We start from the raw sequence: 24,437 nt of genomic DNA, 5'->3' as shown, positions 1-24,437 counted from the left end.
ATGAAAACAACACGAATATTTTTAGCGTTAACGACCGCATTTACGCTTTTCAACTCGACAGCCAGCTTTGCAATTACTGCGTCACCAGAAAACTGGTGGGTAGGAATGCAAAATGACTCGTTACAAGTCATGCTTTACGATAACAATATTGCTAGCAAAACGTGGCAAATGATCCCTTATAAAGGTGTTGAGTTTAAAGGGGTGACAACAACGAATAACCCTAACTACGCGTTTTTAGATTTAACCATTAGCGATAATGCAAAGGCGGGAACACTAACCTTTAAAGCTGAAGATGGCACAGAATTTACTTACCCGTTAAATGCCCGTGATAAACAAAGTGCCAATCGTCATGGCTTTACAAATAAAGATACGCTTTATTTAATCAATCCTGATCGCTTTGTAAATGGTGATCCAAGCAATGACACCGTTGCTGGTATGAAGGAGGCTGCAAACCCAAGCTTTAAAGGTGGCCGACATGGCGGTGATATTCAAGGTGTTATTAATAGCCTAGATTATCTTGAGGACTTAGGTGTGACTCAACTTTGGTTAACACCGGTGCTTGAAAATGACATGCCAAGTTACTCTTATCATGGTTATGCCATTACTGACTTTTACAAAGTTGATCCGCGTATGGGTAGTAATGCACTTTACAAAACATTATCAGCAGAGGCGAAAGAGCATGGCATCGGCTTAGTGATGGACATGGTACTTAACCACTTTGGTTCATCGCATCAGTGGATGGTTGATATGCCAACAGCAGATTGGGTTAACTTTGATGGCAAGTTTGAAAACGGCAAAAATGCCACAAGTCACGCCAGACAAACAATTCAAGACCCACATGCGAGCCAATACGATAAACGTCAATTTAATGATGGTTGGTTTGTTGAGTCTATGCCTGATTTAAATCAGCGCCAGCCGTTACTGTCTACTTATTTGATTCAAAATGCCATTTGGTGGATTGAATACGCCAACTTAAGCGGCATTCGTGTTGATACCTATTCATACTCAGATAAAGCATTTTTAGCCGATTGGACTAAAGCCATTATGACCGAGTATCCGAACTTTAATATTGTTGGTGAAGAGTGGACAACCAACCCAGCAATTGCTTCTTATTGGCAGCGCGGCAAAGTAAATCAAGATGGTTATACCTCTGACTTACCGAGTGTGATGGACTTTTCATTACAAGAAGCGCTGATCCAAGCACTCAACGAAGAAGAAAGCTGGAATACAGGTTGGGTAAAAGTGTATCAATCGCTAGCGAATGACTTTTTATATGCTGATACAGATAACATTTTAGTGTTTGCTGATAATCATGACATGAGCCGTGTTTACACTGAGCTTGGTCAAGACCTAGCAAAAACAAAATTAGCCATGACGCTACTGTTAACGACTCGCGGTATTCCACAAATTTATTACGGCACAGAACTGTTACTTGATAACACGCCAAGTAATGACCACGGTGATATTCGCATTGACTTCCCGGGTGGGTTTCATGGTCAAAAAGCGAATGCCTTCACAGGCGAAGGCCTTTCAACTGATCAGCAAGAGATGTTAACTAGCATTAAAAAGCTGCTTCAACTGCGCCAAGAAAAACCAGCGCTAAGCGAAGGCCGTTTAATGCATTTTTCACCGAAGCAAGGCGTGTATAGCTATGTGAGAGAACACAATGAGCAAACTGTATTAGTTATTCTTAACAAAAACCAACAAGCCATTGATTGGGACTTAAGCTACATGCAAGAAGTGCTGAAAGGCAACAATAAAGGACGTGATTTAATCAGCGAAAAACCTGTTGATCTTGCAGCGCCAATCCGCTTAAAAGCTATGCAAGCACGCTTAATCGAGCTTGAATAATTGCAACTAATAGGCTGAATACGTATGCATTTACTGTCCGTATGCAGCCCTTAACATTAGTATGAACTGATATTTACAGAAAAATGAAGTAATGATGACAACATACAAAATAACTGCGCTAGTAGTGGCTTCGGTTTTAGGTTTAACTGCCTGTGGTAACGATGCGCCAGTACAGCAGAACACGCAAAAGCAACAATCAGAAGCTAGTCAAGCAGCTATCTCTAAGCCTGTGGTTTATCAAGTATTCACTCGATTATTTGGTAATACAAACACCACGAATAAACCGTGGGGCACATTAGAAGAAAATGGGGTTGGCAAATTCGCTGATTTTAATGATGCAGCATTACAAGGTATTAAAGAGCTAGGCACGACACATGTTTGGTATACCGGTGTGCCGCGTCATGCATTAGTAACTGATTATACTGAATACGGTTTGTCTCAAGATGACCCTGATGTTGTAAAAGGGCGTGCAGGCTCGCCTTATGCGGTGAAAGATTATTACGATGTTAATCCTGATTTAGCAATTAACCCTGAGCGCCGCTTAGAAGAGTTTGTTGAGCTTATCAATCGTACTCATGAGCACGGTATGAAAGTTGTTATTGATATTGTGCCAAATCATGTAGCGCGTAACTACGAGTCGGTTGCCAAGCCTGAAGGTGTTAAAGATTTCGGCGCTGATGATGACACGACGAAAACCTATGCTCGCGATAATAATTTTTATTATGTAACAGGGCAGTCATTTCAAGTGCCAACAAGCGATAGCTACCAAGTATTAGGTGGTAACCCGCATCCACTTGCAGATAATCAGTTTGATGAAACACCAGCAAAATGGACGGGCAATGGGGCACGCGCTGCTAAACCCGACATCAATGATTGGTACGAAACAGTTAAAATCAATTACGGTGTGAAACCAGACGGCAGCTACGATTTCCCAACACTACCAGCTGATTACGCTGAAAAAGATTACCGTGCGCACTATGCTTTTTGGCAGGATAAAGACCTACCAAATAGCTGGTATAAATTCCGAGATATCGCACTATATTGGTTAGATAAAGGTGTTGATGGTTTCCGTTATGACATGGCAGAAATGGTGCCTGTTGAGTTTTGGAGCTTTTTAAACTCATCAATAAAAATGCAAAAAAGTGATGCCTTTATTCTGGCAGAGGTTTATAACCCAACACTTTATCGCCCTTATATTCAGCAGGGTAAGATGGATTATCTGTACGACAAAGTCGGTTTTTACGACACAGTTAAAGCTGTGATGCAAGGCAAGCAATCAGCAGAAACTATTTTTGAAATCCAAAGCCAAGTGGCTGATATTGAAGAGCACATGCTCCACTTTTTAGAAAACCATGATGAGCAACGCATTGCTAGCCCGGATTTCGCTGGTAGCAGTGAAAAAGGTAAGCCAGCTATGGTGGTTTCTACATTAATGTCGCGTTCGCCAACCTTACTTTATTTTGGTCAAGCTGTTGGTGAAGATGGCTCTGAAGACGGTGGTTTTGGTGACCCAACGCGTACCAGCATTTTCGATTATATGGGTGTACCTGCGCATCAAGCATGGATGAATAATGGTAAATTCGATGGCGGTGCGCTTTCAAAGCAGCAAGCTGATCTTCGCGCTTACTACACGAAGTTAATGTCATTAAACACACTTCCTGCAATTGTTGGCGGTGACATGCAAGCGGTTGAATTGACTGGCTCAGAGCAAGTAATTGCCTTTACGCGTAAGCTAGGCCAACAGCTGGTGCTTGTAGTAAGTAACTTTTCAGAAAATCCACAGAATGTTGAGCTTACTCTTAACCAAGCGTTATTACCTAAACTTAACCACAGTGGTTTAACGTTAACTGACAATCTAGAAAATCATGCCGACATTGTGATTTCTGAGGCAGCAACGAAGGCGCCAATTCAATTACAACTGAACGGCTTAAGCAGTGCAGTATTTACCTTAAAGGCTGACTATGAATAATAACAAACCAACGCTAAGCTTTTGGCAAATATGGAATATGTGTTTTGGATTCCTTGGCATCCAATTTGGCTTTGCATTACAAAACGGTAATGTGAGTCGTATATTTCAAACTTTAGGTGCCAATGTTGATGACATTCCAATCCTTTGGGTTGCAGCGCCGCTTACAGGTCTTATCGTACAACCTATCATTGGTTACTGGAGCGATAAAACATGGAATAAGTTAGGTCGCCGTCGTCCGTTCTTTTTCTATGGGGCTATTTTAACGACGTTATCGTTATTCATTATGCCTAACTCACCAAGCCTGTGGATTGCGGCGGGTATGTTATGGATCATGGATGCGTCAATTAACGTGACTATGGAACCTTTCCGTGCACTTGTCAGTGATAATCTGCCGAAAAAGCAACGTGCAACTGGTTATGCAATGCAAAGCTTCTTCATTGGTATCGGTGCGGTTGTCGCGTCTGCTTTACCTTGGATGATGACTAACTGGTTCGATATTGCCAATACTGCACCTGCTGGGCAAATCCCGGATTCTGTAAAATTCTCGTTTTATTTTGGTGCCGTTGTTTTAATTATTGCTGTGTTTTGGACCGTCTTTACAACTAAAGAATATTCACCAGAAGAGCTTGAAAGCTTTCATGAACAAGAGCAAAGCGATGACTCGGCTGATGTTCAAAGTGATGTAAACTTTAACAAAGGCGCTGCAATCTTTACGGTGCTTGGCCTTGTTGTACTTGGTATCGTTACCGGTCTTTCTCTTGAGAAAGAGCTGTATTTGCTTGCAGGTGGTTTGATTAGTTTTGGTGTTATTCAATTTATTGCCGGTGCTTTAAAAGCTAAAAACGCAACCAGTGGTGGCTTTTATCAAGTTGTGAATGATGTATTCACTATGCCAGAAACGATGAAACAATTGGCTTGGGTACAATTTTTTAGCTGGTTCTCATTGTTTGCAATGTGGATTTATACCACCTCGGCAGTAACTAGCTTCCACTACGGCAGCAGTGATACAAGCTCTCTTGCTTACAACAACGGTGCTGACTGGGTTGGTGTATTATTTGCCGCTTATAACGGTTTTGCAGCTATTGCTGCACTGTGTATTCCAATTATCGTTAAAAAAGTAGGGCTAAAAATGGCTCACGCTATCAACCTAGTGTTAGGTGCATTGGGCTTGGTGAGCTTTATTATTATCAAAGATCCAAGTTTACTAATCTGGCCAATGATTGGGGTTGGTTTTGCTTGGGCGTCAATTCTATCTTTACCATACGCAATGTTAAGTACCTCAGTACCAAGTAAGAAAATGGGTGTGTACATGGGTATCTTTAACTTCTTTATTGTTATTCCGCAGCTTTTAGCGGCAAGCGTATTAGGCCTAATTTTACGTCACTTTTTTGATAATCAACCGATTTATGCGTTAGTGCTAGGTGCAGTGTCATTTGTACTAGCAGCGGTCGCTGTACTGCGCGTTAAGCAACAATAATAAGGACACACCATGAAAAAATTTAATCTTATTACCGCAAGTTTTTTAGCGTTAGGTTTAACAGCTTGTAGTTCAGAGCAATCAGTTAATACATCAGTTGAGCAGGTGTCTGCGCCAGGAGCTCCGGGTGTTGAACCTTTTTGGGCATACTCAGGTAAAACAGGTATTGGTACATCTTACGAGCAATACCAAGACGGCCACTATAGTGATGCAGCTGCTACCGGCAAAGTATCAAAAGTTTGGTTTTCAATCGCTAAAGGCATGATCACAGAAACCATGTTTGGTTTAATTCACCAAGCACAAATCAAAGATATGCAGTTTGTTGTAGTTGGTAAAGACTTTACCGTAACAGAAAACGATGATCTGGATGTTAGCATTGATTATTTATATAAAGACGACGCAGGTCGCCCATTATCGCTTGCGTACAAAGTGGTAAGTAAAGATAAACAAGGTCGGTTCACCCTAGAAAAACACATTTTTACAGATCCAAACGGGCAAACATTGTTTGTTCGTAGCGTATTTAATACTGACCTTGAAGGTGTGAAAGCCTATGTTAATGTAAATCCTTACATTGATAACAACGGTTTAGACGATTTCGCAAAAGTGACCGACAAAGGTCTAGTTGCTTGGCAAGATGATAACTTTTTATCTTTACAAGCCGCTCAACCATTTAAAAAGGCAAGTGTTGGCTTTACAGGTGTGAGTGATGGCTTAAAAGAGTTAAAAGCATCGCAATCATTATCAACGACTTATCAAAATACCGGTGATAAGTCGGGTAATGTAAGCTTACTTGCAGAGCTTGGCGAAGTATCTAAAAACACCACCTTTGATTTAGCTTTAAGCTTTGGTAATTCTGAAGCTGCAAGCTTAAAAGAAGGCCAAACAAGTTTAAACCAAGGTTATGAAAAAGTGCTTGCTGCTTATAACGGCGAAGGTGCGGCAATTGGTTGGCAAGACTACTTAGCAAGCCTTGAACCTTTGAGCACATTAACTAACAGCACTGCTGATAATGGTAAATTGCTATATACCAGCGCCATGGTATTAAAAGCGCAAGAAGATAAAACTCATGCAGGTGCTTTAATTGCGTCACTTTCTAACCCTTGGGGTGAAACGGTTTCGGCTAAAACAGGTTCTACTGGTTATAAAGCCGTTTGGGTTCGTGATTTCTATCAAGTTGCTATGGCATTTATGGCTATGGGTGATACACGTACAGCTAAAACGGCGTTTGAATATCTAGAAAAAGTACAAGTGACGGACAGCACGCCAGGCAATGGTGGTGACACGGGTTGGTTCTTACAAAAAACGCACGTTGATGGTGAGCTTGAATGGGTAGCTGTTCAGCTTGATCAAACAGCAATGCCAATTATGTTAGCGTGGAAACTACATCAAGCAGGCGTACTTAGCGATCAAGAGCTAACAGATTGGTATGGCAAAATGTTAAAGCCAGCGGCGGATTTCTTAGTTGATGGTGGCGTTGCGAAAATTCTTTGGAACGACACACAAATTACACCACCAGCAACGCAACAAGAGCGCTGGGAAGAACAAAATGGTTTTTCTCCTTCAACAACAGCTGCGGTAGTTGCAGGCCTAGTAACGGCTGCTGATATTGCTAAAAAAGCAGGTGACACTAAAAATGCAGAGCGTTATCTAGCAACGGCTAAAACCTACAACAGTGAAATTGAAAGCACGATGCTTACGACTCAAGGTAACCTTAAGTCTGAAAACAGTGATGGTGAATATTTCATCCGTATCGGTCAAGACAAAGATCCAAACTCATCAACCACACTTAATGCTAATAACGGTCGTAAAGGCTTTGATAAAAAGCAAATCCTTGATGGCGGTTTCTTAGAGCTTGTTCGCTATGGTGTGCGTGATGCACTTGCTCCAAGCATTGTAAAAACTTTACCAGAGTATGATGACGAAACCTTAGTTGATAACCTGCAAGTGCGCTATACCTTTAATTTTGCTGATGGTTCGGGTTCATTCCCAGGCTACCGTCGCTATGGTAACGATGGTTACGGTGAAGATGAAGTGACAGGTAACAACTATGCTGAAGGTGGCAATAACACTCCAGGTCAACGTGGTCGTGTTTGGCCGTTTTTCACCGGTGAGCGTGGTCACTATGAAATCGCAGCGGCAAACGCAACCAATAGCCTTGATGCGATGAAGCAAAAAGCGATTAAAGACACCTATGTAAAAGGCATGGAAGCATTTGCTAATGAAGGCATGATGTTACCTGAGCAAGTTTGGGATGGCGTTGGTAATAATAAAGCAGGCTATCAGTTAGGTGAGGGGACAAACTCAGCGACACCACTTGCTTGGACTCACGCTGAATATATCAAGTTACTTCGCTCAGTGAGCGATAAACATGTGTGGGACCATTACCCAGTTGTTGAAGACGCATTGAAATAATTCAGCTTCATATGATGAAACCGCCGATTAACACTTGGCGGTTTTTTTGCACTTTTTTACATTAATTTTCAAATAGTGTGATATTTTAGCATTATGTAAATATAATTTCTGAGACAAACACCTATTTAAGTAAAAGCAAAAATTGCACTTTTTAAAAATAGAGGTTTTGCTAAGGTTGAGTAGCTTTGTTTAAATTAAAAAGTAAAGGGAATTTAATTAATATGCTAAAAAGAATTTCACTTATATTATTACTGATTTTACAATGTTCTTGCTCTATTAATTCTAACTTCGGGAATTATATTATTGCTGACGCCGAAAACAGAGGAAGAGGTGAACAAGTCCAGGTTTATAACGATCGAGAAATTTTCAACTTTAGATCAACCTATTTAGGTAATGTAGAATCCAACTTTTGTCACGAAAAAAATGACTCTCTTATCCCTGAAGATGCTTATTATTACAATCCTTCCAATATAAAAGGTACTTTACAAGATTCTTTAAAAGTTAAAGCACATAAAATGGGTGGTAATGGTATAGTTTTTTCTCAATGTTATACTACGTCAAATACATATCAGTGCTATAAATCAATGCGTTGTGAAGGCTCTGTGTATAATATTGAAAATTAACTGTGAGCTCTAAAACAATGAAACACATGCTTCGCTTTGTTTTTCTAATGCTACTTACTTACCCTTTCTTAAGTGTTGCTAATGCAAAATTAAAACCCTTCGGCAGTGATGGTTGCAGCTCTTTTCCTGATGGAACTATAGAACATAAAAACTTGTGGTTGGCTTGCTGTACAGCCCATGATCTCGCATATTGGCAAGGCGGTACTTTCAAGCAACGTGAGCAAGCTGATGTCGATTTAAAAGAGTGTGTTGCAAAAGTAGGTGAGAAAGAGATTGCGGTATTGATGCTTGCTGGTGTCAGAGTGGGTGGTACACCTTTTTTACCAACCAGCTTTCGCTGGGGTTATGGATGGCCATATCCTAAGTTCTATGGCGAACTAACAGAGCAAGAGCGGATGCAAGTTGAAAGCCGTTTAGCCGAACTTAATACTGAGAAAAATAACTAATTAATCGTCTATCTAAGTTCTTTACAGGTTTTAGATGCATCATTGATTATAGTTGCTTCAGCGCTTTTGGCAAAACGTGTTGACATATAGAGGCCTAATTGGTGGTCTGGCATTTTTATGCGTGTAACGCCATCAAAGTGGTGAGGCTCGATATCTTTTGCAATTACAGTGGGTAGGGCTGTAATACCAGCTCTGTTTTTAGCTACAAACTCAACAGCTTGTTGCCATGTATTAACTTGTTGCTCATGGCTTAGTATTTCATTTTCATCAATGTCTAAATATTTAAGTATTAAGGTGCGCGCACCAGTACCGCGCTTATATGCTATGCCTTGTAATAATGCCTGCTTGCGTAAATTTTTAATACTTAAATCTGCTTCATTTGCCTGGATTATGAGCTGGTAACCAACTTGATAAATTGTTTTTGAACGAGTCGCAAATAGATCTCTTTGAGGAAGCAGTAATAATGGCATAGCGATATCTACTTCATTATTTTTTAACATTTTAATTAAACGAGCTTGCGGTACTGTAATAACGTCAAAGTCGGATTCGAGATGATTAATAACACAGCTATATGCTGACTTTAATTCACCATGAAATTGTTTACGGTAGTACTTTAAAGATTCGCCATTTTCACTTGATACACCTATCAGCAATTTAGCTGAAACTGAATGGCTGAATGAAGCAATAAATAAAGCACATAAGGTGATAAAAAAACGTATAAAGTCCATTTATAAACTTGTCATGTTTTAATTAATTATTAATTTATCAATGACTAGTTATAAAAACAATATCAAGGTAACAACCTGAAATAACATCGTTGTATGTATTTAGCTTGAGTTATTCATTTATATATTTTAAAACAGTGCGTTAGATTTTTTTACTTGAGGGAAAAGCTGGAAACTGCAATATTGAAATCGTGTAGCATTTTGTAGCCTATGAAGTACTGTATTATTCTTCCAAATGGAGTTTGTAAATGATAAAAACAGCCTTAATTTTATTTTCATTGATTGCGTTTAATACGCAAGCACAAAGCTTTCAAGCAAAATTAGTCAAAGCTGCGAAAGAGCGTACTGAACACGTTGTAATTTATAACGGCAGTTATCGAAAAATTGACTACCCCAATGGCGATGTACCAAAAAATATAGGTGTGTGTACCGATGTGATAATTCGCAGCTATAGAGCTTTAGGAATTGATTTACAGACGCTTGTACATGAAGATATGCGCGACAACTTTATCTTATATCCTTCAAAGCGAATTTGGGGCTTGACCAAACCAGATACCAACATTGACCACCGAAGGGTACCTAACCTGCAAGTGTTTTTTGAAAAATTTGGCACAAGAAAAGTTATTAGCAAAACAGCTGCTGATTACCAAGCTGGTGATATTGTGACTTGGGTTTTACCTAATAATAGGCCTCATATCGGCATTGTAACAGATGAGCTATCTGAAGATAAATTAAGACCTCTCATTGTTCATAACATTGGCTGGGGGCCGAAAATGGAAGATATGTTATTTAACTATAAAATTACAGGTCACTATCGATTTGAACCAAATCTTAGCAAATAGTTTTTCCTGTATCAGAATTAAGCCATAAGCAATTGCTATCGTCTTGCATTTTATAACCTCGTGTTTTTGCTATAACAGCGTGCATTGTTCGTTATTTGTTACAGTTTATAGCTCTTTGTATTAAGAACATGGAATAAATTTTGTTTTTATAATAATTTAAGGTATTTTGTACCTATAACTTATGCTGAGCAGTTTTATAAAAAGCTTCAAGTAAAATTGTCAGTTTCAATCTTTTTAAGTACAAAAAAGGAACAATTCGATAAGTGAAGGGATTATGAAAAAACGTATCAAAGAGAGCTTTGGTGTAATAGCCTTAGTATTAACATTAATAACATCATTAATAGGCATATATTCGTTGAGTGAATTTATTACTATTTATGGTTCTATATTTCTTGTCTGTTTGATTTTTGGAATGTATAGATATGCTTAGTAAGTTTACAGTTAAATCAACATTAGCTGAAAAGCTTACTAAAAATTCTTTTGTCGCAATTGAACCAATCTATTCAGATAAAACCATAGAGTATTTGAATACTAAATTTGATCAATTATTCTTACAGCAGAATCAATCTAGACGCTATGTAGATGCTTTAGATATGCTTGATTTAGGGGTTCTTTACGATGTTTTTAACCCAAGCTTAATATCATTAATTTATAAGCTAATGCCCAATCCAATTCTTTATCATTGTCATTCATATGAAATTGATGGTAAGTCTCAAAAATCTCATATAGCAGGGGACAACTTTTTAGACGGTTGGCATAGAGACATAGACTGTATTCATGATTTTGAAAAGGGAGGTATTCAGCATATAAGCCTTTTTGTATATCTAACTGATGTAGGTGCCAATGATGGTGCATTTGAAGTTTGCACAAAAAAGTTAGGTTATCTTCCTAGATTGTTTAAGAGCTCAAAATTTTACAGTATAACAGGTAAAAGAGGACATTCTTTTTTATTTAATAGAACTGCATTTCACAGAGCTAGCCCGAATAAAAATAATAATTACCGAAGAGTATTGAAAATTTCATTCCAAGATAAAAATACTAGCTCAATAAAACTGAATGAAAAAATAAAAAGTCATAAAAAAAGATTTAACCTACAAAAAGTACGTGATTCTGTACCAAAAGAAAATGTTATCATCAGGTCGTTATTTGGTGACGAAAAAGTAAATAATGAAGAATTGAGAAGGGCAATAGAAAGTAAAAATCTATCCAGCATAAACTATGCTTTTATCCCGGAGTCTACATTTGAAATTAAATATAGTATGTCATTATTAAAAGAATTTCGGGGGGCTGCGAGAGATTTAATGTATCTAAAGAAAATGATGTACTCAAAAAAAATTAAATGTAGATAGTATTCTTCCCCCCTCAAAGTGTGAATTTGAGGGGGTATGGATTTTATAACCCGGCTTTTTTAGCGCGAGCAGTATGTAGTTTTTTATAGCTTTCGATTAAACGAAGGTGTCTATCTAATCCCTCAAGCTTCATGCTGGTCTCTGTTAGACCATAAAACATCACATCGCCGTTGATTGAGCCAACCACGGCATCCATTGTTTCTTGGCCAAACATACGGGTAAAGCTGTGGATGTAATCTTCAATTTCAAGGTCATCACTAAGAGCAACTTCTAACGTTGCGTGCATTGCTTGGTAGAATAGGCCACGTTCTACAATAGTATTGTCGTTATATTGTAAGAAAGCTTCAACAAGCTCCATTGCTGCTTCTAAATCACCAAGCGCTAAGTAAATAAGTAGTTTAAGCTCAAGAATCGTTAACTGACCCCACACTGTGTTTTCATCAAACTCAATGCCGATTAAGGTGATGATATCAATGTAGTTATCAAGTTCACTTTGTTCTAAGCGCTCAACTAAATCAGCAAGTTGATCTTCTGATAAACGGTGCAGATTTAAGATATCTTCGCGGAAATTAAGTGCTTTATTGGTATTGTCCCAGATTAAGTCTTCTACTGGATACACTTCTGAGTAATCAGGCACCAAAATACGACATGCGGTACCAAGATCTGAGAACTCAGCAATGTAAGCTTCTTTACCTAAGCTTTCTAAAATACCGAATAAGCTTGCTGTTTCTTCTTCATTGCTGCCAGAGAAATCCCACTCAACAAACTCATAATCGTGTTTAGCGCTGAAGAAACGCCATGAAATCACGCCAGTTGAGTCAATAAAGTGTTCTACAAAGTTTTCTGGCTCAGACACAGCCATGCTATTAAATGTTGGCTTAGGCACATCGTTTAAACCTTCGAAGCTTCTGCCTTGTAATAGCTCAGTTAAGCTGCGCTCTAACGCAACTTCAAAGCTTGGGTGTGCACCAAAAGAGGCAAATACACCGCCAGTTTTAGGGTTCATGAGTGTTACGCACATGACAGGGAACTGACCGCCTAGTGAGGCATCTTTTACTACAACTGGAAAGCCTTGTTCTTCAAGGCCATTAATACCTGCAACAATCCCTGGGTATTTGTTTAAAACCTCTTGAGGTACGTCTGGTAAAACAATCTCTTGCTCAATGATCTGGCGCTTAACAGCACGTTCAAAAATTTCAGATAAACATTGTACTTTCGCTTCGGCAAAGTTGTTACCTGCGCTCATACCATTACTTAAGAATAAGTTTTCGATTAGGTTTGATGGGAAGTAAACCGTTTCACCGTCAGAGTGGCGTACATAAGGAATAGAACAGATACCACGTTCTTTATTGCCAGAGTTCGTATCGATTAGGTGTGAGCCACATAGCTCACCATCTGGATTATAAATTTCACGGGTATAGTCATCTAAAATGCCCTCTGGTAGAGAGTCATCGTCAGTCAGAGCAAACCACTTTTCATTTGGATAATGAACAAACTCGCTATTAGCAATGTCTTCACCTAAGAACTGATCGTTATAGAAGAAGTTACAGTTTAAGCGCTCAATAAATTCACCCAATGCTGAGCATAACGCGCTTTCTTTAGTTGCACCTTTACCATTAGTAAAACACATAGGTGAGGCTGCATCACGAATATGTAGTGACCAGACATTAGGCACAATATTACGCCAAGAAGAGATCTCGATTTTCATCCCTAATTCTTCAAGGATGGCCGTCATATTTGCGATGGTTTCTTCAAGCGGTAAATCTTTACCTAAAATAAACGTGTTGCTGTCATCACCTGGCTTTGCCATCAGCATTGCTTGTGCGTCAGCTTCGATACTTTCTACAGTATCGATTTTAAACTCTGGCCCAGTTTGAATAACACGTTTTACCGTACAACGTTCAACAGAACGTAAAATACCCGTGCGGTCTTTTTCAGATAAGCTTTCAGGTAATTCAACCTGAATTTGGAAAATTTGGTTATAGCGGTCTTCTGGGTCAACGATATTGTTTTGCGCCACACGAATACCATCAGTCGGGATATCGCGTGAATTACAATACACTTTAATAAAGTAAGCCGCACACAATGCAGAAGACGCTAAGAAATAATCGAATGGACTTGGTGCAGTGCCATCACCCTTATAGCGAATAGGTTGGTCTGCAATGACTGAGAAATCATCAAACTTGGCTTCAAGTCTGAGGTTGTCGAGAAAATTAACTTTAATTTCCATTAAAAAATTCCACCTTTGTGCGCATTGCTATCTGAAGCTTTATACAGCTAGATAAGCATTTTCATCATAATAGGTGTAATTATCTGCTTTTTCGAAGTAATAGTCTTGGGTAAATCGAAAAAAAAGCGATTTTAATAAATAAAAGCCTAGTTTGCAGAGCAGATAGCGATAACTGTGGCGTTATCGCTAAGGGTTAAACACTCGAACCGCGAATAATTAAACGAGGCGGTAAAAGCGTATTTTCTACTTGTTCACCACGAATAAGCTTAAGTAGATTATCAACTAACATTTGCCCCGCAAGAGTGGTGTCTTGCTGAACAGTGGTAAGAGGCGGATTAACAAAGCTGGCAACAGCAATGTTATCAAAACCGACAACGTGAACATCGTCAGGAACTTTTATTTTTGCTTCTTTCAGGGCGCGAATAGCACCAATAGCAATAAGGTCACTGGCTGCAAATAAAGAGTTAAAACGAATATTATTGGCAATCAATGATCGAGTAGCATGATAGCCTGACTCTTCTGTAGAAATGGCATTAGCCATTTTACGTTCGTTAAGGGTCACACCTTTAGCTAAAAATGCATCTTTAAAGCCTTGGTAACGGGCAAAAAACTCAGGGCTATGCTCAGAGGCATCACCAATAAAAGCACAATCTGTTCTACCTGTAGCTAATAAATGCTCTGCCGCTAACTTACCACCACCATAATTATCACAGCTCACTGTTAAGTCAGGGCGGTTATCGACGCTTGCGCCCCAGCAGACAAACTTAGTGTGTTGGTCAATTAAGGTTTTAAATTTGGGTTGATAATCGAGGTAATCCCCATAACCCAATAAGATTAAGCCATCGGCACGGTGACTATCTTCATAATCAGCTTGCCAATCTGAGCTGCTTGATTGAAACGAAACAAGCAAGTCATAGCCTTCTTTCGCACACGCTCTGGTAATACTACCAAGCATCGCTAAAAAGAAAGGGTTTATTTGTGATTCATCTGAGGTTGGATCTTCAAATAACAAAAGGGCGAGGGTGCTACTTTGTTGTGTTCTTAGGTTACTGGCATTTTTATCAACTTTATAGTTGAGCTGTTTTGCTACCTCATGAACACGTCTACGCGTTTCTTCGTTGACCAAAGGGCTGTTTCTTAATGCGCGAGACACGGTTGACTGTGACACACCCGCATAATGTGCAATGTCAAAAGATGTCGCCTTACCTTTCATATTGTTACCAAATAACATAAGTAGTAATTGCCATTTTCGGCTATTTAATATTTTTTTCAAGCTATTTGTGACGAGTGGTTAATTACAAGCAAAACTCAGAGCTAATAGGTGTTATTTCTGTGCATTTTGTTGATTTTTAGCACTTAAGGCGTGAGTTTTTTAATAAAATACGTATGCATTCACAAATAATGAAAATTTTTATTGATTCGAATCTGACACCGGTGTCATAATGTCACTGTTTTATCATTTTGTTGTCAAAACGTATTTGGCTGCCCATTCATTTGGGCAGCATTTTTTTAATACAAAAGATAGCTTCTTTGAGGCAACGACCCAAAGTTTAGCAGACACAGTGGCTTTGCCATTGAAAACTAGAAAAATAAGCGGCAATAGCTTAGACAAATAGAGAAAACAACATGAACACACAGACAACTACAGAATTCGCTCCTATTCTTGTTGCCGATATCGGCGGCACTAACGCTCGTTTCGCTTTAATCACAGACTTTAATACGCAAACAAATCAGTTTGTTATAAAGCATAATTTAACATTCCCAAGTGCTGATTTTGGTTCTTTAGAAAGTGCAATTAATCAGTATTTCAGTCAAATATCGTTCCCAAAGCCTAAGCGTGCATGTTTAGCGGTAGCGGGCCCTATAAAAGCAGGCCAAGTACACTTAACAAACCTTGGCTGGCACTTTAACGTTGCAGATTTAAAAGCTGAGTTTTCATTTGAGCAACTTGAAGTTATCAACGACTTTGCCGCATTTGCTTATGCAGCACCATATTTAGACGATTCGCAAAATATGGCCGTTAAGGCAGGTCAAGCAGATGAAAATGCAAATATTGCAGTAATGGGCCCAGGCACTGGTTTTGGTGCAGCGTGCTTAGTGCGTACCTCTCAAGGCAGCGCAGTACTTAGCTGCGAAGCGGGTCATATTACCCTTGCCGCAGTAACAGAATTAGACCGCCTTTTAATCACTGAGCTTAAAAAACAATTAAATCATGTATCTGTTGAGACCGTGTTCTCAGGCCCAGGTATTGCGCATTTGTATCGTGCTATGGCTGCGGTAAAAGGTGTAGAAGCTAAAAATTTAGATGCAGCGCAAATTAGTGAATTAGCTACTACAGGCCAATGCGAAGTGTGTGATGCGACATTAAATCAGTTTTGTGATTGGATTGGCAGCGTAGCCGGCGATTTAGCACTTACATTTGGTGCATTAGGTGGTGTATTTATTGGTGGTGGTATTTTACCACGCATGCAACAACGTCTATTATCGAGTCGATTTATTGAGCGTTTTGCAGACAAAGGTATTATGTCGCAATATACTTCACAGATCCCTGTTACACTAGTAACACAAGACAACATTCCATTCATTGGTGCTGCTGCGTGTTTACATGTAAACAGTAACGCGTAATTTGCAGTTGGATTAAGAGCGGATGAAAAAAGTTACCATCAACAGTGTTGCCAGCCATGCTGGTGTTTCTAAGAAAACAGTCTCTCGCGTGCTGAATAATGAGCCAAACGTGAGTGATGCAACGCGCGAAAAGGTACTAAAAGTATTTAAAGAGTTAGATTACACGCCTAATCCTATTGCCCGTGGTTTAGCACAAAATCGCAGTTTCATAATTGGTTGCTTATACGACAACCCAAGTAAAAGTTACATTACCCGCGTGCAAACAGGTGCTTTAGCTGCGTGTCATGAACTTAATTACAACTTATTGATCCATCCTTGTGAGTTACGTGGCGAAGAGTTAATTAGTAACATTGAGCAGTTAATTCAAACCTCTCGTTTAGATGGTATCGTTTTAACTCCACCTTTTTCGGACTTTCCTCAATTAGTGAGTTTTTTAAAGTCGAAAAAGATCCCGTATGCTCGTGTAGCCTCAGCCACCCTTGAAGATGATTCTATTTCTGTACGAAGTAATGACGAGCAGGGCGCTTTTGAAATAACTGAGCATCTAATTAAGCTTGGTCACAAAGAAATTGCGTTTATTAAAGGTCACCCAGATCATAGTGCTACAGAACAACGTTTTAAAGGCTACCGCCGTGCACTTGCCTCAAACGGCATTGAATTTGATGAGCGTTTAGTCGAAGAAGGTAACTTTAGTTATCACTCTGGTGTTGATAGTGCCCGTACTATTTTAGATTTAAATCCTAGGCCAACGGCAGTCTTTGCTTCAAATGACTACATGGCAGCAGCGGTATTAAAGTTAGCTACGCAAATGCAATTGAAAGTGCCAGACGATATTTCTATTGCAGGTTTTGATAACGCACCTATTGCCCGTCATATTTGGCCAGGTTTAACCACCATCGCACAGCCAGTTGAAGAAATGACACAACAAGCAGTTAAGCAATTAATTACACATATTAGTGAACCACAAGAGTCACCTTATCAAGTGACACTTGAAGCAAAGCTAATTACTCGCGAATCAACAGCAGCAATTAAATAAATTTCATCATATTTTTTCACAGTAGCCCGAGAATGAGTGACGCGTTCTCGGGCTTTTTTATTTTGAAGCTAGAAAAGAGTGAGTTTTAATTTAAATTACTGTTTATAAATAATAAATTTGGCAGTGTGTAAGCTTTATCTAAGTCGTTATGAGTAGATATAAACATGAAATATCCTCATATTCTACTAAAATTAAATTGTTCATTATTTGGTCATTTTAAAAAATTAAACTAAATTTAACAGATAGGGTTGACACCGGTGTCACAGTCATGAGTTAATACAGTGACACCGGTGTCAGGTTGGTTGTGAGAGACAGCCTGATAGCGTACCTTTGAACGGGTAAATCAAAGATGCTCAGTACAGTTATATTCGTGGAGTCTGTAATTGTTACTGAGCCTTTATCCTCTAACTATAGAGATGAGTCGAATTTTATGTTGCATCCTCGTATCCAAGAAGTCACCGACCGCGTTATTGAACGTAGTAAAGAGACCCGCCAAGCTTATTTAGAGCGAATCGCGCACGCAAAAAAACAAACAAGAGTTCGTGCAGGTTTAGGCTGTGGTAATATTGCACACGTTATGGCTGCTTGTAGCAGCGATGACAAAGCTCGTTTAAAAGCTGACGAGCAACCAAACCTAGCTATCATCAACGCTTATAACGACATGCTTTCTGCGCATGTACCTTACAAAGATTATCCAGAAATCATCAAAAGCCTTGCAACCAAGTACGATGCAACAGCACAAGTTGCTGGTGGTGTACCTGCAATGTGTGACGGTGTAACACAAGGCCGTGATGGTATGGAACTGTCATTGTTTTCACGTGATGTGATTGCAATGTCGACTGCGGTTTCTTTATCGCACGACGTGTTTGACGGTGTTTTCTGTTTAGGTGTATGTGACAAGATTGTCCCAGGACTTTTAATTGGTGCCTTATCATTTGGTCATTTACCAACGTATTTCTTACCAGCAGGTCCAATGCAATCGGGTATCCCGAATAAAGAAAAAGCCCGCGTACGTCAAAAATTTGCACAAGGCCTAGTAAGTCGCGAAGAGCTGTTAGAAGCAGAAAGCGCGTCGTATCACAGTGCCGGTACTTGTACTTTCTACGGTACTGCAAACTCGAATCAAATGTTAATGGAAATCATGGGTCTACATTTACCTGGTAGCTCTTTCATTAACCCATACACAGAACTACGTGATGGTTTAACAGGTCATGCTGTAGAAACCATGTTAAAGCAGTTAATCGAAACAAAAGATGCTAACTGCCTTGCAGACGTAGTGAGTGAAAAAACAATTATTAATGGTTTAGTCGGCTTGTTATCAACAGGCGGTTCAACAAACCACGCAATCCACCTAGTAGCAATCGCTAAAGCAGCGGGTGTGATCCTTACGTGGAAAGACATGGCTGACCTATCTGAAGTTGTGCCACTTCTTACGCGCATCTACCCGAATGGTTCAGCAGATGTGAACCACTTCCAAGCTGCTGGTGGTATGGGCTTCCTAATGAAGCAACTACTTAGCAAAGGTTACCTACACAACGACGTGAAAACGATTGTTGGTGATGGCCTTGAAGCTTACACCACAGAGCCAATGTTAGATAAAGATTCATCAGTGATCATGACTAACAGCACAGGCCCAAGCAAAGTTAAATGGGTAGCGTGTCCTGAAAAGTCACACGATGAAGAAGTTTTACGCCCGATTGATAACCCGTTTAGCAAGCAGGGTGGTTTACAGCTTCTTACAGGTAACCTTGGTAAAGCAGTTATTAAAGTATCTGCAGTGGCTGAGTCACATCAGGTTGTTTCTGCGCCAGCTAAAGTATTTAGCTCACAAGGCGAGTTACAAGAAGCGTATAGCCGTGGTGAATTAAACACCGACTTTATTGCTGTAATTAAAGAGCAAGGTCCGAAAGCGAAAGGCATGCCTGAGCTTCACAAATTAACGCCAGTAATGGCAACACTCCAAGACCAAGGCTACAAAGTGGCGATTGTGACTGACGGCCGTATGTCGGGTGCATCAGGTAAAGTTCCTGCTGCAATCCACTTAGCACCAGAAGCGGTTGAAGGTGGTGTAATCGCAAAAATTCACGAAGGTGATTTAGTGACGCTTGATGCACCAGCGGGTGTATTGAAAGTACACGTAAGCGATGAAGAATTAGCAAAACGTGAACTACAACTTAGCCAACCAAGCCAAACATATGGTACAGGCCGAGAGTTATTCGCAGGTTTCAGAAATATAGTAAGTAGTGCAGACCTAGGCGCTAGCGCCTTTGGTTTAGAATAATAATACGCCGTTACTGGGCTATGAGGAACAAACAATGAGCATTGAGAAAATTTTATCATCGGCACCTGTGGTACCGGTTGTTGTTATCGAAAAACTTGAAGATGCAGCACCCCTTGCACGTGCGCTTTATAACGGTGGCTTAAAAGCACTAGAAATTACTTTACGTACGCCGATTGCGGCAGAAGCTGTAAAGCTAATGAAAGAAGCCGTACCAGAAGCATACGTTGGCACAGGCACTGTGGTTGATAAAGCAACATTTAATGCATCTGTAGAAGCCGGTGCTGACTTCATGGTTAGCCCAGGTGTAAACGACGAATTATTAGCACTGGCTAAAGACACTGATATTCCATTTTTACCAGGTGCAGCAACACCAAGTGAAGTAATGAAATTAGCAAGCCATGGCTTTAAGTTCTTAAAGTTCTTCCCTGCAGAAGCGGCAGGTGGCACAGCAATGCTGAAATCAATTGGTGGCCCTTTACCACAAGTAACTTTTTGCCCTACAGGCGGCATTAGCCTTGAAACAGCACCTAACTACCTGGCACTTAAAAACGTAATCTGTGTAGGTGGTACTTGGATGTTAGATAAACAACTTATTGAAAACAAAGACTGGCAAGCCATTGAAGCGCTTGCTCGCCAAGCAAGTGAAGTAAAATAATTAACGGGAGATATTAGAATGATTAATGTTGCAATTAATGGCTATGGACGTATCGGTCGTAACGTATTACGTGCTCTTTATGAGTCAGCTCAAAACAACGAAATCAAAATTGTTGCTATCAACGATTTAGCACCAGCAAATGTTAACGCGCATTTAACTCAATTTGACTCAGTACACGGTCAATTTTCTCAAAAAGTAACACTTGCTGAAAACACCATGCTAATTGGTAATGATGAAATTACCCTTACGCAAGAACGTGATCCTGCAAACCTTCCTTGGAAGGAATTAAACGTCGATATCGTATTAGAATGTACGGGTTTATTCACTTCACGTGAAGCAGCTGCAAAACACATTGAAGCCGGTGCTAAAAAAGTAATCGTTTCTGCGCCTGGTACTGATATGGATGCAACGGTTGTTCATGGTGTTAACAGCGAAGTTTTAAACGCTGACAGCAACATTATTTCAAACGCATCGTGTACAACAAACTGTTTAGCACCGATTGCAAAAGCAATCAACGACACAGTAGGTATCGAGCAAGGTAGCATGACAACCATCCATGCTTACACAAACGATCAAAACTTATCTGACGTTTATCACCCAGACTTATACCGTGCACGTAGCGCAACTCAGTCAATGATCCCAACTAAAACAGGTGCAGCTAAAGCGGTTGGCTTAGTGCTTCCTGAACTTGCGGGTAAACTTGACGGCATGGCAGTACGTGTACCAACAATCAACGTTTCTTTAGTAGACTTAACGTTTGTTGCTAAGCGTGAAACAACTGCAGCAGAAATCAACGAAGTCGTTAAAGCTGCATCAGAAGGTGCAATGCAAGGTATTCTTGAATATAATGAATTACCGCTTGTTTCTATCGACTTTAACCACAACCCTGCGTCTTCAATCTTCGATTCTACACAAACTAAAGTAGATGGTAAGCTTGTTAAAGTAATGGCTTGGTACGATAACGAGTGGGGTTTCTCAAACCGCATGTTAGACCAAGTTAAAGCGCTAGGTCAGTTCTTATAATAGAACAGTAAAAGTTTAAGCTTTATCCAACAAAGCCACGTTTACCGTGGCTTTTTTGGTTTTAGTGCTTAGTTACTTCCTTAATATGGATTGATGTAAATACTAAGCTATTTGATTTTTCTGTAAATTTTAAAAATAATGTTAAATGCTAAAAGGGGAAAGACGGTAACAATGGAATAAAACATAGATTGCCTAGTATCCAAAGGTGATGAGAGCCAGTGATATGTTATGGCTAAAAAAATTATAAAATAGATTGTTAAGTTAATTATTTTTATCATTATCCGACGCTCGTTGCTTTTTTAGCAAGTAGGACAAATAGTTTAAGTAAATAATAATTATTACTCCTGTTGAGAAGAAAGTAATATTTTGCAGCATGTCAGTGGAAGAGTGTAGCCATCCTAAAATGGCAATCACCTCAATCAAAAATACCCCAGCTGCTAATCTACTCATGTATTTCATTGCTAAATCGCTATTTAAGAATCAAAGTAGGCATTTTTCTTCATATATAAGATTAATAATAAGATAACACCCATCATGTTTTGGATAAGTATTATCTAAATTTAGTCTTCTGTATTTTTATTCTTTGCATTTCTGTGTATTGAGTAATTTTTTATGTAGAAAAATTACTATAAAAGAAATAAATATAAATGAAGGAAGTACATAAATAAAAAGCAAAGGGGCATTCTCCACTCTTTGTTCTTCATTCATAAATGGAATAGAGAGTTTCTTATAAGCTTCTAAAAACAACATGAAGTTCGCGAATGCGCTAACTAAAATAAGACTTATATTCAAAAGATATGACTTAGCCTTTGACATAGTTATTTAATCTCCCAAAACCAAATATCTTTGCTGTTGTTAAGATCTGATACTACACCAAAGAATTCATATATTGATCTTGTCAGCATACCACCACTAGTAATTTGATCTTCATTCCAAAGATCGATGTGGTCTCCACTACGGTTAGTAACAGACTCACTGCCTCGTTGCCAATAATCTTTAAAAAATATAATTCCAGTTTTACCATCTAGGTCATCTTGGAAAGTTTTTGGATTAATTTTTTGTAGATCACCTAACCAACTAAAGTTTGAAGTTTTAAGCCAACTGGCCATTTCTTCTGCTAAAAGAATATGTTTCATGCCAGCGTGTCCCCAGCATTTCTTAACTTTAGCTACTGCAGTTGATACGCCAGATTTAATTAATGCGTCACTTAAGTTAATAGCGCAATAGTTTCCAAATGGGGAAGAGCTATTAGTTTGCTTATTTTGACATCTTGCTCTGATCAGTTGTTTTTCAGGAAAGTTTTCCCATAAATCTTTAAATTGTAACATTTTATATCCTTATAATAGAGATGGTCTTGATTGTAAATATCTTCAAAGGTTTTGAACAAAATCGACTAAAGTTCATTTTTTGTAATTAATTACTATCGAGTATGGTACTTCAATAATTGCTGCTAAAACTCTAAGTTAATCAGCAGAATTGTTTGGTACATCGTATGGTAGGTTATTTATTGAGAAAGTAGACATTTTTATTCCTTTAAAAATAATTTACTTGTGCAGGCTAGTTTGTTCCTCATTTAAAGTCAATAAGGATTCTTTTGTATTTTAGTTGGCTACTTACATTTGATTCTATCGATACTTGTTAGCAAACATTCACGCTGCTTTATAATGTCTTACATTACAATATTTTTTCCTAAATTCTTCTGTGTTATGCTGCAAAAAAATTGATAAATGGATTTTTATATCATGACACGTCTTTATCATCGGCTATTTAGGGCTGAGCAGTTTCAAGTGGGGGAAGGCAATATCAGCGGCTATATTGCTTGCTTCTTAGCGGTTTTATCCTGTTTAGGGGTATTAGCTTTTCATTTTCCAGAGTACTTAACGACCCCAGAGCTTAGGCAAAACTACAGTGTCGAGTTTTTACGTCAGCTGATGTTTGTGGCATTAATTATTTCAGGCAGTTTAGGGTTGTTGAACTTTGTTCGTAATACTAATAAACGGCTCGGTGCAACGGCTTGGGTGTTTATAGTTGTGGCTATTGCATTTGGCGGGCCTAATGTTGAGGTGGGCGACTTTAAAGATAATACGCCGTACTTGGGGCTTGATTGGTTCATTCTTGACTTACTTGGTTCAACCCTGATTTTTATTCTAATTGAGAAGCTACTGCCGCACCGTAAAGAGCAAAAAATCCTCCGTTCTGAGTGGCAGGGTGATTTAAATCATTTCTTTGTTAATCACTTAATTATTGGTTTTGTGTTGCTGGCAACCAATCAGTTCGTGCATCACGCATTTGGTTGGGCTGTGTCTGATACAGTGCAGGGCTTTATTATTCAACTGTCATTTTTACTGCAGCTATTTTTAATCATTTTAGTAGCCGATTTAATGCAATATTTTGTGCATAGGGCTTATCATGAAGTGCCACTGCTTTGGCGTTTTCATGCCGTGCATCACAGTGCAAAAGAAATGGATTGGCTGGCAGGCTCTCGTCAGCATATTTTAGAAATACTCGTGACGCGCAGCTTAGTGCTCACGCCTATTTTTGTGCTCGGCTTTCCATCGGATGTTATTAGCCTATATGTAATAATTGTTGGCTTTCAGGCAGTATTTAACCACGCCAATGTTCGTGTGAGATTTGGATGGTTAAAGTATTTGCTGGTTACGCCTCAGTTTCATCATTGGCATCATTCATCTGATAAAGCAGCCATTGACCGTAACTATGCTGCGCATTTTTCTTTTTTAGATTATCTATTTGGCACTGCTGTCAAAGGCCAAGCAGAGTGGCCCGATAAATATGGTGTAGTCGGCGATTACATGCCCGAAGGTATGTTAAAGCAGCAGGTGTTTCCGTTTAAAAAGCAAAAATAAAGCCTCGCTGAGGCTTTATTTTTATAATG

The 24,437-nt window shown here is 39.2% G+C and carries 19 protein-coding genes; 14 read left to right on the top strand and 5 right to left on the bottom strand.

The features are described from left to right. The 6 genes from QL229_RS04290 (at position 1) to QL229_RS04265 (ending at position 8,778) form a co-directional block, all read left to right on the top strand. Positions 1-1,851 carry a glycoside hydrolase family 13 protein gene (locus QL229_RS04290; protein ID WP_138558716.1) on the top strand — a complete coding sequence of 617 codons (1,851 nt, stop codon included), beginning with the start codon at positions 1-3 and terminating at the stop codon, positions 1,849-1,851. Between the two features lie 91 nt (positions 1,852-1,942). After that, the gene (locus QL229_RS04285) at positions 1,943-3,820 is read left to right on the top strand and encodes an alpha-amylase family glycosyl hydrolase (protein ID WP_249930259.1); all 1,878 of its coding nucleotides are present in this window, start codon (positions 1,943-1,945) and stop codon (positions 3,818-3,820) included. Then, positions 3,813-5,297 carry an MFS transporter gene (locus QL229_RS04280; protein ID WP_281546501.1) on the top strand — a complete coding sequence of 495 codons (1,485 nt, stop codon included), beginning with the start codon at positions 3,813-3,815 and terminating at the stop codon, positions 5,295-5,297. The genes QL229_RS04285 and QL229_RS04280 overlap by 8 nt, the downstream gene beginning before the upstream one ends. 12 nt (positions 5,298-5,309) lie before the next feature. Next, the gene (locus QL229_RS04275) at positions 5,310-7,709 is read left to right on the top strand and encodes a glucan 1,4-alpha-glucosidase (protein WP_281546500.1); all 2,400 of its coding nucleotides are present in this window, start codon (positions 5,310-5,312) and stop codon (positions 7,707-7,709) included. 185 nt (positions 7,710-7,894) lie between these two features. Then, the gene (locus QL229_RS04270; protein ID WP_138558719.1) at positions 7,895-8,332 is read left to right on the top strand and encodes a hypothetical protein; all 438 of its coding nucleotides are present in this window, start codon (positions 7,895-7,897) and stop codon (positions 8,330-8,332) included. A 26-nt stretch (positions 8,333-8,358) separates the two neighbouring features. Continuing rightward, entirely contained in the window at positions 8,359-8,778 is a 420-nt protein-coding gene (locus tag QL229_RS04265; RefSeq protein WP_249930260.1) for a hypothetical protein, read from the top strand. Positions 8,779-8,786: 8 nt separating this feature from the next. Here the strand turns inward: QL229_RS04265 and QL229_RS04260 are convergent, their stop codons facing one another. Then, on the bottom strand, positions 8,787-9,506 hold the full coding sequence (locus QL229_RS04260) for a hypothetical protein (RefSeq protein WP_138558720.1): 720 nt from the start codon (positions 9,504-9,506) through the stop codon (positions 8,787-8,789). 245 nt (positions 9,507-9,751) lie between these two features. On the opposite strand from QL229_RS04260, the gene QL229_RS04255 reads away from it, so the two are divergent. Both QL229_RS04255 and QL229_RS04250 read left to right on the top strand, forming a co-directional pair. Beyond that, positions 9,752-10,345: a DUF1287 domain-containing protein gene (locus QL229_RS04255; RefSeq protein ID WP_138558721.1), complete on the top strand. Its 594-nt coding sequence runs from the start codon at positions 9,752-9,754 to the stop codon at positions 10,343-10,345. 422 nt (positions 10,346-10,767) lie between these two features. Further along, a complete protein-coding gene (locus QL229_RS04250) occupies positions 10,768-11,694 on the top strand; it encodes a hypothetical protein (RefSeq protein WP_281546499.1) in 927 nt (308 codons plus the stop codon). A gap of 43 nt (positions 11,695-11,737) precedes the next feature. Here QL229_RS04250 and QL229_RS04245 read toward each other — a convergent pair whose 3' ends face one another. Both QL229_RS04245 and QL229_RS04240 read right to left on the bottom strand, forming a co-directional pair. Beyond that, a complete protein-coding gene (locus QL229_RS04245; protein WP_138557612.1) occupies positions 11,738-13,924 on the bottom strand; it encodes an OsmC domain/YcaO domain-containing protein in 2,187 nt (728 codons plus the stop codon). Between the two features lie 193 nt (positions 13,925-14,117). Beyond that, a complete protein-coding gene (locus tag QL229_RS04240; RefSeq protein WP_135924931.1) occupies positions 14,118-15,137 on the bottom strand; it encodes a LacI family DNA-binding transcriptional regulator in 1,020 nt (339 codons plus the stop codon). 413 nt (positions 15,138-15,550) lie between these two features. Here QL229_RS04240 and glk point away from each other — a divergent pair, with 413 nt between their 5' ends. The 5 genes from glk to gap all read left to right on the top strand — a co-directional run bounded on the left by glk (position 15,551) and on the right by gap (position 21,544). Next, positions 15,551-16,549: a glucokinase gene (glk, locus tag QL229_RS04235; protein ID WP_135924929.1), complete on the top strand. Its 999-nt coding sequence runs from the start codon at positions 15,551-15,553 to the stop codon at positions 16,547-16,549. 22 nt (positions 16,550-16,571) lie between these two features. Then, positions 16,572-17,585: a LacI family DNA-binding transcriptional regulator gene (locus QL229_RS04230; protein ID WP_135924926.1), complete on the top strand. Its 1,014-nt coding sequence runs from the start codon at positions 16,572-16,574 to the stop codon at positions 17,583-17,585. Between the two features lie 430 nt (positions 17,586-18,015). Continuing rightward, complete coding sequence (gene edd / locus QL229_RS04225) at positions 18,016-19,866, top strand: phosphogluconate dehydratase (protein WP_138557611.1); 1,851 nt, start codon at positions 18,016-18,018, stop codon at positions 19,864-19,866. Positions 19,867-19,900: 34 nt separating this feature from the next. Then, on the top strand, positions 19,901-20,521 hold the full coding sequence (locus QL229_RS04220; RefSeq protein WP_054551439.1) for a bifunctional 4-hydroxy-2-oxoglutarate aldolase/2-dehydro-3-deoxy-phosphogluconate aldolase: 621 nt from the start codon (positions 19,901-19,903) through the stop codon (positions 20,519-20,521). 18 nt (positions 20,522-20,539) lie between these two features. Then, entirely contained in the window at positions 20,540-21,544 is a 1,005-nt protein-coding gene (gene gap / locus QL229_RS04215; protein WP_135924922.1) for a type I glyceraldehyde-3-phosphate dehydrogenase, read from the top strand. 261 nt (positions 21,545-21,805) lie between these two features. On the opposite strand, the gene QL229_RS04210 is transcribed toward gap, so the two are convergent. Beyond that, positions 21,806-21,994, bottom strand: a complete 189-nt coding sequence (locus tag QL229_RS04210) for a hypothetical protein (RefSeq protein WP_135924920.1) — start codon at positions 21,992-21,994, stop codon at positions 21,806-21,808. Positions 21,995-22,362: 368 nt separating this feature from the next. Beyond that, positions 22,363-22,872 (bottom strand): type VI secretion system amidase effector protein Tae4, encoded by a 510-nt coding sequence (locus QL229_RS04205; protein WP_138557610.1) that lies wholly within the window; start codon positions 22,870-22,872, stop codon positions 22,363-22,365. Between the two features lie 414 nt (positions 22,873-23,286). On the opposite strand from QL229_RS04205, the gene QL229_RS04200 reads away from it, so the two are divergent. Then, entirely contained in the window at positions 23,287-24,408 is a 1,122-nt protein-coding gene (locus tag QL229_RS04200; protein ID WP_281546498.1) for a sterol desaturase family protein, read from the top strand. The last annotated feature ends 29 nt before the right edge of the window (positions 24,409-24,437 follow it).

This window comes from Pseudoalteromonas sp. PAR1, assembly GCF_947311895.1.
Classification (GTDB): Bacteria; Pseudomonadota; Gammaproteobacteria; order Enterobacterales; family Alteromonadaceae; genus Pseudoalteromonas; species Pseudoalteromonas lipolytica_C.
Note: the sequence above shows the minus strand (reverse complement) of the source record. Positions and strands in the feature narration are given on the sequence as shown.

Excerpts from the sequence above, each read along its gene's own strand:
- QL229_RS04280 (WP_281546501.1), top strand. The coding sequence starts at position 3,813 with ATGAATAATAACAAACCAACGCTAAGCTTTTGGCAAATATGGAATATG.
- QL229_RS04275 (WP_281546500.1), top strand. The coding sequence starts at position 5,310 with ATGAAAAAATTTAATCTTATTACCGCAAGTTTTTTAGCGTTAGGTTTA.
- QL229_RS04265 (WP_249930260.1), top strand. The coding sequence starts at position 8,359 with ATGCTTCGCTTTGTTTTTCTAATGCTACTTACTTACCCTTTCTTAAGT.
- QL229_RS04210 (WP_135924920.1), bottom strand. The coding sequence starts at position 21,994 with ATGAGTAGATTAGCAGCTGGGGTATTTTTGATTGAGGTGATTGCCATT.
- QL229_RS04255 (WP_138558721.1), top strand. The coding sequence starts at position 9,752 with ATGATAAAAACAGCCTTAATTTTATTTTCATTGATTGCGTTTAATACG.
- glk (WP_135924929.1), top strand. The coding sequence starts at position 15,551 with ATGAACACACAGACAACTACAGAATTCGCTCCTATTCTTGTTGCCGAT.
- QL229_RS04285 (WP_249930259.1), top strand. The coding sequence starts at position 1,943 with ATGATGACAACATACAAAATAACTGCGCTAGTAGTGGCTTCGGTTTTA.
- QL229_RS04200 (WP_281546498.1), top strand. The coding sequence starts at position 23,287 with ATGACACGTCTTTATCATCGGCTATTTAGGGCTGAGCAGTTTCAAGTG.
- QL229_RS04290 (WP_138558716.1), top strand. The coding sequence starts at position 1 with ATGAAAACAACACGAATATTTTTAGCGTTAACGACCGCATTTACGCTT.
- edd (WP_138557611.1), top strand. The coding sequence starts at position 18,016 with ATGTTGCATCCTCGTATCCAAGAAGTCACCGACCGCGTTATTGAACGT.
- QL229_RS04260 (WP_138558720.1), bottom strand. The coding sequence starts at position 9,506 with ATGGACTTTATACGTTTTTTTATCACCTTATGTGCTTTATTTATTGCT.
- QL229_RS04250 (WP_281546499.1), top strand. The coding sequence starts at position 10,768 with ATGCTTAGTAAGTTTACAGTTAAATCAACATTAGCTGAAAAGCTTACT.
- gap (WP_135924922.1), top strand. The coding sequence starts at position 20,540 with ATGATTAATGTTGCAATTAATGGCTATGGACGTATCGGTCGTAACGTA.
- QL229_RS04230 (WP_135924926.1), top strand. The coding sequence starts at position 16,572 with ATGAAAAAAGTTACCATCAACAGTGTTGCCAGCCATGCTGGTGTTTCT.
- QL229_RS04240 (WP_135924931.1), bottom strand. The coding sequence starts at position 15,137 with ATGAAAGGTAAGGCGACATCTTTTGACATTGCACATTATGCGGGTGTG.
- QL229_RS04220 (WP_054551439.1), top strand. The coding sequence starts at position 19,901 with ATGAGCATTGAGAAAATTTTATCATCGGCACCTGTGGTACCGGTTGTT.
- QL229_RS04205 (WP_138557610.1), bottom strand. The coding sequence starts at position 22,872 with ATGTTACAATTTAAAGATTTATGGGAAAACTTTCCTGAAAAACAACTG.
- QL229_RS04245 (WP_138557612.1), bottom strand. The coding sequence starts at position 13,924 with ATGGAAATTAAAGTTAATTTTCTCGACAACCTCAGACTTGAAGCCAAG.